The organism is Shewanella sp. 10N.7 (assembly GCF_020806285.1).
GTDB classification, from domain to species: domain Bacteria; phylum Pseudomonadota; class Gammaproteobacteria; order Enterobacterales; family Shewanellaceae; genus Shewanella; species Shewanella electrodiphila.
The window spans coordinates 282,397-295,936 of record NZ_JAJGZS010000001.1; the positions used below are offsets into that span (position 1 = coordinate 282,397).

Genomic DNA, 13,540 nt, shown 5'->3' on the forward strand with positions numbered 1-13,540 from the left:
TTCACTCTCTGTTAAAATCTCGCCTCAGCCACCCTACATAACCACAGGGTAAATAGCCCTTATTTACTCTCCTAATAATTGGAAATCAGGCTGATGACACAGTTTAGCGGTTCTCACATCCTTTCAGTTAATCAACTGGATCTTGATGCTATTAACACCATTTTTAATGTTGCCGAAGATATGACGCCTTATGCGCTGCGCGAAAAACGCACCAAGGTGCTTGACGGTGCCATTTTAGGTAATCTCTTTTTTGAACCCAGTACTCGTACTCGAGTCAGCTTCGGTTGTGCTTTTAACCTACTCGGCGGCAATGTCAGAGAAACCGTCGGCATGGGTTCATCATCACTATCAAAGGGCGAGTCTTTATACGACACCGCTCGCGTGTTATCGACATACTCGGATGTTATTGCCATGCGCCACCCAGAGGCTTATTCGGTAAAAGAATTTGCTGAAGGCAGCCGCGTCCCTGTCATTAATGGTGGTGATGGTGCTAACGAGCACCCGACACAAGCTTTATTGGATTTATTTACTATTCAAAAAGAGTTAAGTCACCACGGACAAGACATTAGCGGCATGCATATCGCGATGGTAGGCGACTTAAAACATGGGCGCACTGTCCATTCGCTGTCACGTTTATTGTGTATGTATAAAGGTATTCAATTTACACTAATTTCACCATCTGACTTAGCAATGCCTGACTATGTGATCAATGACATTGAAAATGCTGGTCATAAGATCACAATAACAGATCAGTTAGAAGGTAATTTACATCAAGCTGATATACTCTATCTGACTCGCATTCAGGAAGAACGATTCGCATCACAAGATGAAGCGGACAAATATCGTGGCAAGTTTAGGTTAAACCACAGTATTTATACCAAACACTGTAAATCTAATACTGTGATTATGCATCCATTGCCACGAGATTCACGTGCGGCAGCAAATGAATTAGATAATGATTTAAATAGTCATCCTAGCCTTGCGATTTTCAGACAGGCAGATAATGGCTTACTTATTCGAATGGCTCTTTTTGCGTTAACGCTTGGTGTTGAAAACCAGCTACAACAGCATGAGTGCCCTGTTAATTGGTATTCACGAAAGGCTGATAGATAGTCAGCTAACGATTTTTAGAAGGATTTCACATGACCCGCTCAGAAGCGCTTTTTGAACAAGCAAAACAAACCATCCCTGGTGGCGTTAACTCACCAGTTCGTGCCTTTAACGGTGTTGGTGGTTCACCACTATTCATCGAAAAAGCCGATGGTGCTTATATTTACGATGCTGATGGCAAAAAATATATCGATTATGTTGGTTCTTGGGGCCCGATGATTTTAGGTCACAACAATCCGCAAATTCGTCAAGCAGTATTAGAAGCGGTTGAGAACGGTTTATCATTTGGTGCGCCAACTGAACTTGAAGTGACAATGGCTGAAAAAGTCATCGAAATGGTGCCATCAATCGAACAGGTTCGTATGGTGAGTTCAGGTACTGAAGCGACAATGAGCGCAATCCGTTTGGCTCGTGGTTTTACTAACCGTGACAAAATCTTAAAGTTTGAAGGTTGTTACCACGGCCATGCTGACTGTTTATTGGTTAAAGCAGGTTCAGGTGCATTAACACTGGGTCAACCTAGCTCTCCTGGTATCCCTGAAGATTTCGCAAAACACACCCTGACTGCGGTTTATAACGACCTTGATTCAGTACGTGCTATCTTCGCAGAGCATCCAGAAGCTATCTCTTGTATCATTCTTGAGCCTGTTGCAGGCAACATGAACTGTATCCCACCAGTTGAAGGTTTCCTTGAAGGCCTGCGTACTATCTGTGATGAGTTCGGTGCGTTAATGATCATTGATGAAGTGATGACAGGTTTCCGTGTATCTAAAAGCGGTGCGCAAGGTCATTACAACGTTAAACCAGACCTAACAACCTTAGGTAAAGTGATCGGTGGCGGCATGCCAGTGGGCGCTTTCGGTGGTCGTAAAGACGTGATGCAATTCATCGCACCAACAGGTCCAGTTTACCAAGCAGGTACTTTATCGGGTAACCCAATTGCAATGACTGCAGGTTTAGCGCAAATGGACGCCTTATGCCAACCAGGCCTTTACGAAGAGCTAAATGCTAAAACTAAGCGCATTGCTGAAGGTTTCAAGGCTGCAGCTGATAAGCACGGTATCCCATTGAGCATTAACCAAGTGGGCGGCATGTTCGGTTTCTTCTTCACTGAAGACGCTAACCCAATCACCAGTTTTGACCAAGTAACACAGTGCAACATGGATCACTTCCGTCACTTCTACCACTTAATGCTAGATGAAGGTGTTTACTTAGCGCCAAGCGCTTATGAAGCAGGCTTCTTATCAATGGCTCACGGTGAAGAAGAACTTGAGTTAACCCTTGTAGCTGCAGATAAAGCATTTGCTGCTTTAAAAGCACTTTAAGTACTTACAAGTTAGCTATCTAAGATAGCACTTTAGAGACTTGATAAAGGACTGGCACAGGCCAGTCCTTTTTTATTGATCGTTTGATTGCTGCTAATACTAAATCAACTGTTCAATCTTTAGGTTGAACACAGTTAAAATCAAATGACTGCAACACTTAAAGCGCATAATTTGCATATAAAAAAAAGGCGCTATCGGCGCCTTTTATATTGCTAAATAGTCATCAAAAACTAAGTGATTTATATCGCGGGTACTTTAAATTTTTCGCCATCAATTTCTAGCACCACATCTCGTGGCCTTATTTCTATGATATTGAGACTACCCTGAATGCTATCCCCTTCTTGCAGTTCTTCACCATCAACATTCAACCAACGGTTTTCAGCAGCTGATGAGTACACATGTGCCTGAATATTAAATTCAGGGACCCGTAACTGCACACTTGCAGGCAGTTGACCATAAGATGGGATTTCATCTTTGCTAGTGGTAGGAATAGGATCAAGCTTTTCTTCTGTAACAGGTGCATTAGCAGAGCTTTCATACTCTACTTCTTTTAGCGCAGCTTCAAAGGCAGCCATTAAGTTATTCGCATCATCTGCAACTGAGTTACTTGCATCAATGTTTGAAACCGTTTGGCTTTGCTGTTCATAACTGACATCACTTGCCGCCGCACTCACTTTCATCCGCAGTGCATCAAGATCTGACGTTTTTTTATAGTTAGAGTTAGCGCCTAATATAATCGCATCATCGCCATATAAAGCCTGTAACTCAGCAGCTGTTAGCTGATTAGCACCACTTGCTTCAGCGTCAACATTTCGGCTAACGGATTGATTTTTCGCAGGTGCTGTTTGTCTATTATCTGCTTGAGACTGCTGTTTAGGTTCTGTTTGATATTGCTGACTAGATTGCCCACTGGACTGACTCGGTGTCATTTCGCCACCTTGATTGCTCAGTCGATAATCATAGGTTGTTTCATTCGTCGCCGGCTGACTGCTGCGGGATACATATTGTGTTGTCCCATTCACTTGCGATAAGGATTTAGCGATAGGCAGTGCAACTTTATTGGCGATACGAACTTCACTTTGCGTCTCTGAAGAACGACTAGCAGGAGTCATTGATTGGCTTTGACTTGTTTGAGTCTGCTCGTTGCCTGTATTATTTTGCGTCTCTTTCGCTTGACCTATATTGCTCGTTGGCACAATAAGTTTAGACAAGCCCCAAGCTGAAGCGATACCTAGCGCAATAACCACAGCTAACAGCACATACTTAAGCCAAGGGCGTTGACCATTCACATGCTGATAATTCGCTCTAGGTGTTAACACAGCATCAGGGAGCTCACCCATTTGCTGTTGTTTTTCTTTTGTCACCGCATCTAGCAATATAGACATTAGCTACGACCTGCTTGACGACTTAATCTAGGGCCTTGTTGATTAAGGTATAAATTAATTTGTACTAAGGTTTGATTACCGGCAATGCCATCTGATTTAAGACCATGTTGACGCTGAAAGGCCATTAGTTCCTGCTCTAAATTATTATCAAAAGAATTAACCAGTCTAGGTGCTCGTTGACTAATAATAGCTAAGCTTGTTTCTAACCATTGAATTTGAGACAAGTTAGAAGTACGGCTAATCTCTCTTGGAATATCACCAGATGCTTTCCAAAGTAATTCAAACGTGCCGCTAAAGTGGCGATTAAACCAATCTTTATTCACCCATAATTGCTGCTCACTCAACTGGAGTAAGATTTGTTCACCTTCTCGAGCAACAACCACACCGTAAAACTGATTGGCTTGCTGATCTTCAAGGTAAACAACCGCAGGGTAATTTAAACGTGCAATGCTATTCCAATTACCTTGCTGTTGATGGCACTGTAAACCTTGCTGTTTCGCCGCCTGACAAGCTGTTAAACCAATAATAGGTTGCTTATCCCAAAGTGCAAACAGGCCTGCAAAGGCATTATCAATACTGCGACTTTGTGCCATTGCTGAGCGAACAATACTTTGACTACCATTTGATGGAGTCTGCGTTTTTTTCTGTTCTTGTTTCACTGCTGAGTTTGTTGTTGCACTTGGTTTAGATTGAGATTCAGTTTGTGATTCAGGCAGGAATAAATAAAATGACACACCGAAAGCCACAACTAACGAAGCCGCTATCGCCATTGGCCATTTATTGCTGCTTTCAACAGGAATATCACCTAAGACTTCTGCTGCTGCTTGCTTAATCATGTGGTGATCAATCGGCACTTTAGATTGGCCATAACCCGCCATTAATGCTCGTTCACATAAAAGGTTGGTCAATCTTGGAATACCACCACTGAATTTATGTAGCGCTTTACAGGCCTTTTTAGTGAATAACGGCTCGAACCGGCCAGCAACTTGTAGACGATGCTGAACATACAATTGAATTTCTTCAACTGTTAGCGGCAACAAATGGTAACGAGCTGTAATACGTTGTGCTAGCTGCCTTAATTCTTGACGTTTGAGCAACTGCTGCAATTCAGGTTGACCAATTAAAATCACTTGGAGCAATTTTTTAGTATCAGTTTCTAAGTTGGTCAATAATCGAAGTTGCTCTAACACCTCAGGACGAAGATGTTGGGCTTCATCAATAATGAGCACGGTATTACGGTCATTTTGATGATTATTCAACAAGTACTGGCTAATTAAATCAGTTAGCTGCTTAATCGATGGGTCTTCACCATATTGAATCTTTAGCTCATCACAAAGCGTTGCTAATAACTCTTGTTCAGTTAAAGAAGGATTGAGAATAAATGCAGTATCAGTATTATCTGGCAATTGTTTTAATAAACAACGCGATACTGTAGTTTTACCCGTACCGACTTCACCAGTTAATAATACAAAGCCGCCCGTTTCTCCTAAACCATAAGTTAAGTGAGCTAATGCTTCTCGGTGACGATCACTGAGAAATAAATAATGTGGGTTGGGCGCGATTGAAAATGGATTATCATTCAATCCATAAAATGCTTTATACATCTGGCCAAAAATCCTTATTTAAAACTGACGGCTCAAGTTATAGCTTGCTGTAGTGCTTGTCAAAATTTAGCAGCAGAAATGTTAGTCGTGCTAAGATTTACATTAATAATGCACAATTTAAACTGTGTTTACACAAGGCATTCTAGATTAATGCCGAATGATAAACTGTGATGAGTTAATTTAATCAGGGTAAAGACATTTATGGAAATCTATTTAGTGGGCGGCGCAGTTCGAGATCAGCTTTTATCCTTGCCCATAAAAGATAAAGATTATGTTGTGGTGGGTGGCTCTGTAGAAGAGATGTTTGATTTAGGCTTCAGCCAAGTTGGTAGGGACTTCCCGGTATTTTTACACCCTAAGACACAACAAGAGTATGCCCTTGCTCGTACAGAAAGAAAAAGCGGTCAAGGCTATGGTGGATTTAGCTGTGAAGCAAATAAAGATGTCACGTTAGAGCAAGATTTACTTAGACGGGACTTAACCATCAATGCAATGGCTAAAGATGATAACGGCCAAATCTTCGACCCGTACCAAGGCCAACAAGACCTTGAGAATCGTATCCTGCGTCATGTGTCTGATGCCTTTATTGAAGATCCTTTAAGAGTATTGCGAGTCGCTCGTTTTGCGGCTAGATTTGCCCATCTCGGATTTGAAATCGCAGATGAAACCATTGAACTGATGAGACACATAAGTGAGTCAGGTGAGCTAGATTACCTGACGCCAGAAAGAGTCTGGCAAGAGCTAGATAAAGCCCTAAGTACAGAGCACCCAGAGGTGTTTTTCCTACAGTTACGTAAATGTGGCGCTTTAAAAGTGCTGTTTCCTGAAATTGATGCGCTATTTGGTGTGCCACAACCTGAAAAGTGGCACCCTGAAATCGATACCGGCGTCCACACTATGATGGTACTGCAGTCTGCGGCACAGTTAACAGGTAAAAAAACCATCCGCTTTGCTGCTTTGGTGCACGACTTAGGTAAAGCTATCACGCCAAAAGAGCAGTGGCCTAAACATCATGGTCATGGTCAAAAAGGCTTACCCGTGATTAAAAAGCTATGTCAGCGGATAAAAGTACCAAACGAGTACAAAGACTTGTCTTTATTGTGTAGCGACCAACATCAAAACATTCATAATGCCCAAGAATTAAGAGCTGAAACGATTATAAAGATTTTCGATAAAGCAGATGTATGGCGAAAACCTCAACGTTTAGATGACTTGCTTATTTGCTGTCACGCAGACATCCGTGGCAGAACAGGATTTGAAGCAGCTGAATATCCACAAAGTGAATATTTAACCCACTGCTATCAACTTGCCAAAGATATAGATGTGCAACAAATAATATCTGAAGGGTTTAGAGGTGCAGAAATAAAACTGCAGTTATCAAACCGTAGAGTTGAAGCAATAAACCAATATAAGCAATCATTGAAACAATTATAATCCATTAATACTTGAGTACTAAAAATCAACCTTGTCATTATTTGTACAAACTAATACCTTATGATTAGGAAACTGAAAAAATACCAGGCTAATAAATAAACACCTCTTTGATGAAATATTGGTGAAATAATCGAAGAATATGCTCCAATCTATTAGATTTACGTTGATTTTTGTCATATTTATTAGTTTTTGGTATAGCAAATTCTAAAAGCTGTGACATAATTAAAGGGCTGCTGGGCAATATGCTTCAGCAATTTATTACAACCTATAATGAAGGGATTTTCCATGAACAAGAAAGTACTAATGATTGCTGGTGTTGCTATGACTGCTCTTTTAGGTGGCTGTGCAAACACTACTGCTCTAGAAGAAAGTGTTGCTAACCTAGGTAACAAAGTAGATCAACTATCTGCTGAAGTTAGTTCACTAAAATCAGATCAAAGCAAACTTGCTGCTGATGTTAAAGATACTAAAGCTGCAGCTATGGACGCTCAAGCTGAAGCATCTCGTGCTAACGACCGTATCGACAACATGGCTTCTTCTTACAAAAAGTAAGAATACATGAAAATTAGCTTATTTATATAGGTTGATTATTAGGGCTTGATAATAGTAATAAGACGTTTCGTCAATTACCATTTCAAGCCTTAATTGTTTCTGGCGTTTAATAAATTAATCCCTACCCTTTCACACTCACCATAAAGTCTTTTCGATCTATCGCTTATGCTCACTTAATTTCATTGCCTGAGAACAAAAGTTTATCTAATGCTTTGCTAATAGTCTGACTATGTAAAAATCATCACACTTTTACCTTCACTCTAGAATGCATCATTCTAAACAAGTGAAATAGCGTTATCCCTATGTTCCACATTAAATGTCATGACTTTAAAAGCCGTCAGGTTAATCGCTACCAAATGAATAACCTTGAAATACCCCTGATTATAATACCCCTGATAAAATACCCCTGAAAAATACCCTGATAAAAACAGCCTAGGAATAAATAACCTCGGACTAATATTCATAGGCACGTAATACAAAGTGCGGGTATTAAACGGTGAAATAGTTCAGCGCTAACCAGACAGCTATTTTACTTTTGCAGTCAGCAATAAATAATCAAATTCCAACGCTTCGATGGTTTTCTGCTTTATATCATGCTTTAGCTCATCATTAATTCGCCAGCTAAGGTTATTCATGTCTAATAATGTTATCGCTTGTTCACCAGTTACATCAGCAGCAAACGTGATTGGCATCGATGAAACTAACTCGACATCTTTAGGTAGGTTTAGCTGTTGCGGCTTTTCAGATAAATTGTCATACACTTTTTGCTTTAGCTGCCATAAATGCCTTGGAGCTGGTACTAATAACAATAACACCCCATCTTTTTTAAGTGTTCTTAAGCACTCTTTGCCTTTTAGTTGTGCATCAAACAGGGTGATCACATCCAGTGACTCATTTGCAAATGGCAACTTTTTGAAAGGGCTAAGCAATAAGTTAGCAGGTGTACTGTCTTTACTGGCAGCAAACAGTGCATTTTCAGCTTCAGATACGCCCCAATGGGTTACAGATGAGTTATCCGTACCTTGAACAAGGGCGCGTAAGAAAAAGCCATCAGCACATTGGTAATTGAGATGGTTAACATGGGTTTTGTCTTTTACAGCTAAGTTAAATGCCGCTGACAATTGCTCGACTAAAGGCGAAAAAATACCTGATGTCATTAAAAAGCGTTTTGAGCGTAACTGCTGGCGTGTATCGCTTGAGCCTTTAAATTTAGTTGAAGTCACAAACGACCAATAACCTTGCGAGTTCTTATCAATATGATGTTTGTTATCACAATAATAACCCGATGATGACTCGTGGAAATTCAACTTAGCAGCGCATGTTGGACATATCAAAATTGAGTTCATAACGGGCAAGCTTCCTTTGAGATAAAAAATGGGTCAATTTGCTGAAATTAAGAGAATAAAAAACGGGTAACAATACCCGTTTTCTTATTTAGACGAACTGGATTATTTTACAGGAAAATAAACCCACATAATACAGCGCCTAACATTAAGCGATACAATACAAATGGTGTCATACCGATTTTACTAATGATTTTCAAAAAGAAGAAAATACAGGTATAAGCCGCAACAAATGACACAGCGACACCTAATAACAACTCAGTGTAGTCCATGACTAAGTCACCTGTGATAGCATCTTTGCTCATTAATATTGCTGCGCCTAGGATCACAGGAATCGACATTAAAAATGAAAAACGTGCTGCGGCTTCTCGATTTAGCCCAAGCATTAATGCGGCTGTTATAGTAATACCAGAACGAGATGTCCCCGGAATGATTGCCATTGCCTGTGCAAAACCAATCAACAATGCTTTACGCCAGCCAGTTTGATACTCAGTTAATTCATTGCGAGCCATTTTATCACCTACCCACAACATTAAGCCGAAGATAACGGTTGTAATAGCAATAACACCAGGACCACGTAAATAGGTTTCAATTAAGTCTTTCGCCATAAAGCCAAAGAATACCGCAGGTAAGGTTGCTAAAATAATCCACCAAGCTAATTTACTATCTTGGGTATGAACGCCTTTAAAAATACTCGCAATCCAAGCCGTTAACATCGCCCATATTTCGGTTCTAAAGTAGATCACCACAGCAAGCAATGAACCAATGTGTACGGCAACATCAAAAAATAAACCTTGATCTTCCCAACCTAAAATTTGCGAAGGTAAAATTAAATGCGCAGAGCTTGAAATGGGTAAAAACTCTGTTAGCCCTTGAATAAGCGCTAAAAAGATAATCTGAAGCGTTTCCATGATGTTCCTTTAAAATAAAATTTTGATAAAACTGACTAATTGATGAATTGCGAATGCATCACTCACTAACACTAAAAACACCCAAGTTTAACGAGAAACAAGCACGGGAAATTCAAACTCAATAGGCCAAATATGTTGGCTCGATTTATCATAGTGTTCCCAAAGGTATTGATACGACTGCTGAGTGATAGGATGCGTCAGCATAGGAGCTATCTCAGCTAAGGGCCATAATACAAACGCATTATAAAGGATCTCACCACGAGGCAACTCAATCGGCTGATGACAGACTTCATCATCGTAAAGCAGTAAATCTATATCCAAACTTCGAGGGCTAAACTTTTTTTCGCCTCTAATACGTCCATTTTGTTTCTCAATTCCCTTAAATGTGGCAACAACATCAGCAATACTCATATCAGTATCTGCTGCTGCAACCATATTTAAGAAATTTGTACCTTGAAAACCAACCGCTTCACTTTCAAACATTCTCGATAAGGTTAAATCACCAAAATGTTCATGTAAATCCACTAACCCCGACTGCATATGCTCTACAGGATCAATGTTAGTTCCCAAACTGATATAAATACGTGCCATTAACTCATCCGGTAATATACAGAGCAATTATGAAAAATTAATTAATTTCAGCATGAAAGCTGTCAATAAAATGTGATTTAGATATGACCGCGTTCAATAACAACGCCAACTGATTTAGCCGTTGGTACTGCACCGGGTTTCATAACTGCGACTTTAACCCATAAAACATTAAATTCAGACATCAAACATTGGGCTGTCATTTCAGCTACGGTCTCAATGAGTTCTATTGGCTTTTCTGTAATCAATGCAGTCAATCGATTCGAAACGGTTTCATAACAAAGCGCATATTGGTAATCATCAGACGCTGCTGCAAGCTTATTATCCCATGCCATATCTAAGTCGATGAGCAAGGTTTGATGAATTTGCTTTTCCCATTCATAAATACCAATTACCGTTTCGACTTTTAGCTCGCGAATTAAAACTTTGTCCATGTGAACTCCATGCTTTACACGTCTTACCCAAAATATTTCAACTTAAAAGGCTGAAAATGACATCAAATAGCGGTTATTATAGTTTTAGCCTTTTTCCTGAGCAATTTAAGCAGTAGGATAGCGGCTGCACTTAGGAACATCTCACGATTCAAAAGTGCTTATTAACCCTGTAATTACGATTAATCTCAAGTGAAATTAATTAATGGGCGATAATACCCTAAGACGAGTAAGGAAACCAATTTGAGCGCTGTTACAATCACTATTTTGATGATTATAACCGCCTACTTAGCCGGTTCAATTTCAAGCGCTATTCTTGTATGCAAATTACGAGGGTTGCCAGATCCGCGTACAGAAGGCTCAGGAAATCCAGGTGCAACCAATGTGCTGAGAATTGGAGGCGCCAGTTCAGCTGCATTAGTGTTATTTTTTGACATGCTAAAAGGCGCTGCGCCGAGTTATTTCAGTTATTTATTAGGGCAAGATGCTGTATCGCTGGGCTTAATTGCTATCGCAGCTTGTCTTGGGCATATCTTCCCTATCTTCTTTAATTTCCAGGGTGGTAAAGGCGTTGCAACGGCATTTGGTGCAATGGCCCCTATTGGTGGTGATTTAGCATTATCACTCATCGCAACTTGGATTGTGTTTGTATTACTTACACGTTATTCATCCCTTGCTGCGATTCTCACCGCAATGCTCGCACCTGTGTATACATGGTGGCTAGATGATCGATTTATCATCCCTGTTGCGATGCTGTCACTGTTAATTGTCATCAGACACAAAGACAACATTAAGCGCTTAAGAATTGGCGAAGAAAGCAAGTTGTCGCGAAAAAAGAAAGCGAACAACGAGCAAAGCTAATCAAGCTTTCACTTAAAACAAGTACTAACTTGAAAATGTTAAGTTTTTATTATTAGAATGCTTATTCTTTTACACGGCTTCTAACGTATCGAGTGGCCAGCGCGGCTGCCCTTTAACTTCTAAGTCTTCTGTCTGACCAGCTTTTAAACGCTGTAGACCAGCATAAGCAATCATCGCACCATTGTCTGTACAGAACTCACCACGTGGATAGAACACCTCACCATTGAGTTGTTGCATCATTTCAGCAAGGTTTTCTCTTAAGCGGCTATTAGCGCTCACTCCACCTGCAACCACAAGACGGTTATAACCCGTCAGCTTTAATGCACGCTTACACTTAATCGCGAGCGTATCAACCACAGCTTCTTCAAAAGCGCGAGCAATGTTAGCCCGAGTTTGTTCATCATCAGGTTCAGCTGCAATAGTATTGGCAGTAAATGTTTTTAAACCAGAAAAGCTAAAGTTCAGCCCAGGTTTATCTGTCATGGGTCTTGGGAATTTGTAACCTGCCTCCACACCTTTCGAAGCAAGCTTGGCAAGTCTTGGACCACCAGGGTAATCTAGGCCCATCAATTTGGCTGTTTTATCAAACGCTTCTCCGGCTGCATCATCAACCGATTCACCTAAGACTTCGTATTGTCCGATACCATCAACTTTAACTAACATTGAGTGACCGCCAGAAACCAATAAAGCCAAAAATGGAAATTCTGGTGCATCATCTTCAAGCATAGGCGCGAGTAGATGGCCTTCCATATGATGAACCCCAATTGCAGGTTTATCCCATGAATAAGCTAAAGAACGACCAACACATGCACCAACCAATAAAGCACCGATTAAGCCTGGGCCTTTTGTGAAAGCAATGCCATCAATGTCATCCACTGAAGAATTAGCTTCTTTTAACGCTTGTTTAATCAGTGGCACAATTTTGCGAACATGATCACGTGAGGCTAGTTCTGGTACCACGCCGCCATAATCAGCATGTAACTTTACTTGACTATATAAAGCATGTGACAACAATCCTTGCTCATCATCAAAGACAGCAATACCTGTTTCATCACAAGACGTTTCAATACCTAAAACCCGCATAGCAGCTCATATTCCTAAAATTGTAAGGGCGGCAATTCTACCTGTTGATGCAGCGTTATTCCAGTAAAGCTCAACTATCTGCAAAAATATGACAAGCGAATTACGCAAACTCAGTAACAAAGGGGGTTTACAAAAGCACATATCTCGGTGTAGAATTCCGCACCATTTTATTAAATAGCCTTGGTTAATCTACCTTTACTGGTAGTGCCAAATTAACTACACCTAAGGGGTGATGGCGTATGCCAATAATTAAAGTACGTGAAAACGAACCATTCGACGTAGCTCTTCGTCGTTTCAAGCGCTCTTGTGAAAAAGCAGGTATCTTAGCTGATGTTCGCGCTCGTGAATTCTACGAGAAGCCAACTTCTGCACGTAAGCGCGCAAAAGCTGCCGCTGTTAAGCGTCTAGCTAAGAAGCTTTCTCGCGAAAACGCACGTCGCGTACGTTTATACTAATCTCATTATGAGCCTAGTTGAACAGCTAAAAGACCAGATGAAAGAAGCCATGCGTGCCAAAGATAAGGCACGTTTGGGGACTATTCGTATGGCATTGTCTGCCGTTAAACAGATTGAAGTGGATACCCGCGAAACTCTGACTGATGAACAGACAATAGCCGTTTTAACCAAAATGGTGAAACAACGTCGCGATTCTATTACTCAATATGAGTCAGCAGGTCGCCCGGAGTTAGCAGCAACTGAAGCAGCAGAGATTCAAGTTATTGAAACTTTCTTGCCTTCTCCTTTAACAGAAGAAGAAGTTGCCGCAATCATTGATGAAGCTATCTCACAGGTAGACGCATCAACCATGGCGGATATGGGCAAAGTAATGGGAGCATTAAAATCTAAGGTTCAAGGACGTGCAGATATGGGTGCCATTGGCGGCCAAATTCGTGCTAAATTAAACTAATAACATT

Annotated in this window: 14 protein-coding genes; 7 read left to right on the plus strand and 7 right to left on the minus strand. The window is 40.7% G+C overall.

Features of this window, described 5'->3' with window-relative positions; all coding sequences use genetic code 11:
* The first annotated feature begins 93 nt into the window (after positions 1–93).
* On the plus strand, positions 94–1,113 hold the full coding sequence (locus LMH66_RS01205) for an aspartate carbamoyltransferase (protein WP_102529725.1): 1,020 nt from the start codon (positions 94–96) through the stop codon (positions 1,111–1,113).
* A 29-nt stretch (positions 1,114–1,142) separates the two neighbouring features.
* Positions 1,143–2,435: a glutamate-1-semialdehyde 2,1-aminomutase gene (hemL, locus tag LMH66_RS01210; protein WP_229367803.1), complete on the plus strand. Its 1,293-nt coding sequence runs from the start codon at positions 1,143–1,145 to the stop codon at positions 2,433–2,435.
* A 239-nt stretch (positions 2,436–2,674) separates the two neighbouring features.
* Here the strand turns inward: hemL and LMH66_RS01215 are convergent, their stop codons facing one another.
* Positions 2,675–3,820, minus strand: coding sequence for a general secretion pathway protein GspB (locus LMH66_RS01215; protein WP_229367806.1), 1,146 nt, complete (start codon positions 3,818–3,820; stop codon positions 2,675–2,677).
* Entirely contained in the window at positions 3,820–5,424 is a 1,605-nt protein-coding gene (locus LMH66_RS01220; RefSeq protein ID WP_229367810.1) for an ExeA family protein, read from the minus strand. Before LMH66_RS01220 ends, LMH66_RS01215 begins: the two co-directional genes overlap by 1 nt.
* A gap of 201 nt (positions 5,425–5,625) precedes the next feature.
* Here LMH66_RS01220 and LMH66_RS01225 point away from each other — a divergent pair, with 201 nt between their 5' ends.
* Positions 5,626–6,858 (plus strand): multifunctional CCA addition/repair protein, encoded by a 1,233-nt coding sequence (locus LMH66_RS01225; RefSeq protein ID WP_229367812.1) that lies wholly within the window; start codon positions 5,626–5,628, stop codon positions 6,856–6,858.
* 285 nt (positions 6,859–7,143) lie between these two features.
* Positions 7,144–7,410: an Lpp/OprI family alanine-zipper lipoprotein gene (locus LMH66_RS01230; protein WP_102529730.1), complete on the plus strand. Its 267-nt coding sequence runs from the start codon at positions 7,144–7,146 to the stop codon at positions 7,408–7,410.
* A gap of 524 nt (positions 7,411–7,934) precedes the next feature.
* On the opposite strand, the gene LMH66_RS01235 is transcribed toward LMH66_RS01230, so the two are convergent.
* The 4 genes from LMH66_RS01235 to folB all read right to left on the minus strand — a co-directional run bounded on the left by LMH66_RS01235 (position 7,935) and on the right by folB (position 10,686).
* Positions 7,935–8,756, minus strand: coding sequence for an SAM-dependent methyltransferase (locus LMH66_RS01235; RefSeq protein ID WP_229367814.1), 822 nt, complete (start codon positions 8,754–8,756; stop codon positions 7,935–7,937).
* A gap of 107 nt (positions 8,757–8,863) precedes the next feature.
* A complete protein-coding gene (locus LMH66_RS01240; RefSeq protein ID WP_229367817.1) occupies positions 8,864–9,664 on the minus strand; it encodes an undecaprenyl-diphosphate phosphatase in 801 nt (266 codons plus the stop codon).
* Positions 9,665–9,751: 87 nt separating this feature from the next.
* Positions 9,752–10,255: a 2-amino-4-hydroxy-6-hydroxymethyldihydropteridine diphosphokinase gene (gene folK / locus LMH66_RS01245; RefSeq protein WP_102529733.1), complete on the minus strand. Its 504-nt coding sequence runs from the start codon at positions 10,253–10,255 to the stop codon at positions 9,752–9,754.
* Positions 10,256–10,332: 77 nt separating this feature from the next.
* Positions 10,333–10,686 carry a dihydroneopterin aldolase gene (gene folB / locus LMH66_RS01250; RefSeq protein WP_102529734.1) on the minus strand — a complete coding sequence of 118 codons (354 nt, stop codon included), beginning with the start codon at positions 10,684–10,686 and terminating at the stop codon, positions 10,333–10,335.
* A gap of 240 nt (positions 10,687–10,926) precedes the next feature.
* On the opposite strand from folB, the gene plsY reads away from it, so the two are divergent.
* Positions 10,927–11,544, plus strand: coding sequence for a glycerol-3-phosphate 1-O-acyltransferase PlsY (gene plsY, locus LMH66_RS01255; RefSeq protein ID WP_102529735.1), 618 nt, complete (start codon positions 10,927–10,929; stop codon positions 11,542–11,544).
* 69 nt (positions 11,545–11,613) lie between these two features.
* Here plsY and tsaD read toward each other — a convergent pair whose 3' ends face one another.
* Positions 11,614–12,627 carry a tRNA (adenosine(37)-N6)-threonylcarbamoyltransferase complex transferase subunit TsaD gene (gene tsaD / locus LMH66_RS01260; RefSeq protein ID WP_102529736.1) on the minus strand — a complete coding sequence of 338 codons (1,014 nt, stop codon included), beginning with the start codon at positions 12,625–12,627 and terminating at the stop codon, positions 11,614–11,616.
* Positions 12,628–12,866: 239 nt separating this feature from the next.
* Here tsaD and rpsU point away from each other — a divergent pair, with 239 nt between their 5' ends.
* Positions 12,867–13,082: a 30S ribosomal protein S21 gene (gene rpsU, locus LMH66_RS01265; RefSeq protein WP_055024252.1), complete on the plus strand. Its 216-nt coding sequence runs from the start codon at positions 12,867–12,869 to the stop codon at positions 13,080–13,082.
* Between the two features lie 7 nt (positions 13,083–13,089).
* Positions 13,090–13,533 (plus strand): GatB/YqeY domain-containing protein, encoded by a 444-nt coding sequence (locus tag LMH66_RS01270; RefSeq protein WP_229367820.1) that lies wholly within the window; start codon positions 13,090–13,092, stop codon positions 13,531–13,533.
* Positions 13,534–13,540: the final 7 nt, after the last annotated feature.

Bases quoted from the DNA above. Each gene is read 5' to 3' on its own strand.
- folK (WP_102529733.1), bottom strand. From the start codon at position 10,255: ATGGCACGTATTTATATCAGTTTGGGAACTAACATTGATCCTGTAGAG.
- LMH66_RS01215 (WP_229367806.1), bottom strand. From the start codon at position 3,820: ATGTCTATATTGCTAGATGCGGTGACAAAAGAAAAACAACAGCAAATG.
- LMH66_RS01235 (WP_229367814.1), bottom strand. From the start codon at position 8,756: ATGAACTCAATTTTGATATGTCCAACATGCGCTGCTAAGTTGAATTTC.
- rpsU (WP_055024252.1), top strand. From the start codon at position 12,867: ATGCCAATAATTAAAGTACGTGAAAACGAACCATTCGACGTAGCTCTT.
- folB (WP_102529734.1), bottom strand. From the start codon at position 10,686: ATGGACAAAGTTTTAATTCGCGAGCTAAAAGTCGAAACGGTAATTGGT.
- tsaD (WP_102529736.1), bottom strand. From the start codon at position 12,627: ATGCGGGTTTTAGGTATTGAAACGTCTTGTGATGAAACAGGTATTGCT.
- LMH66_RS01225 (WP_229367812.1), top strand. From the start codon at position 5,626: ATGGAAATCTATTTAGTGGGCGGCGCAGTTCGAGATCAGCTTTTATCC.
- LMH66_RS01205 (WP_102529725.1), top strand. From the start codon at position 94: ATGACACAGTTTAGCGGTTCTCACATCCTTTCAGTTAATCAACTGGAT.
- LMH66_RS01240 (WP_229367817.1), bottom strand. From the start codon at position 9,664: ATGGAAACGCTTCAGATTATCTTTTTAGCGCTTATTCAAGGGCTAACA.
- hemL (WP_229367803.1), top strand. From the start codon at position 1,143: ATGACCCGCTCAGAAGCGCTTTTTGAACAAGCAAAACAAACCATCCCT.
- LMH66_RS01220 (WP_229367810.1), bottom strand. From the start codon at position 5,424: ATGTATAAAGCATTTTATGGATTGAATGATAATCCATTTTCAATCGCG.
- LMH66_RS01230 (WP_102529730.1), top strand. From the start codon at position 7,144: ATGAACAAGAAAGTACTAATGATTGCTGGTGTTGCTATGACTGCTCTT.
- LMH66_RS01270 (WP_229367820.1), top strand. From the start codon at position 13,090: ATGAGCCTAGTTGAACAGCTAAAAGACCAGATGAAAGAAGCCATGCGT.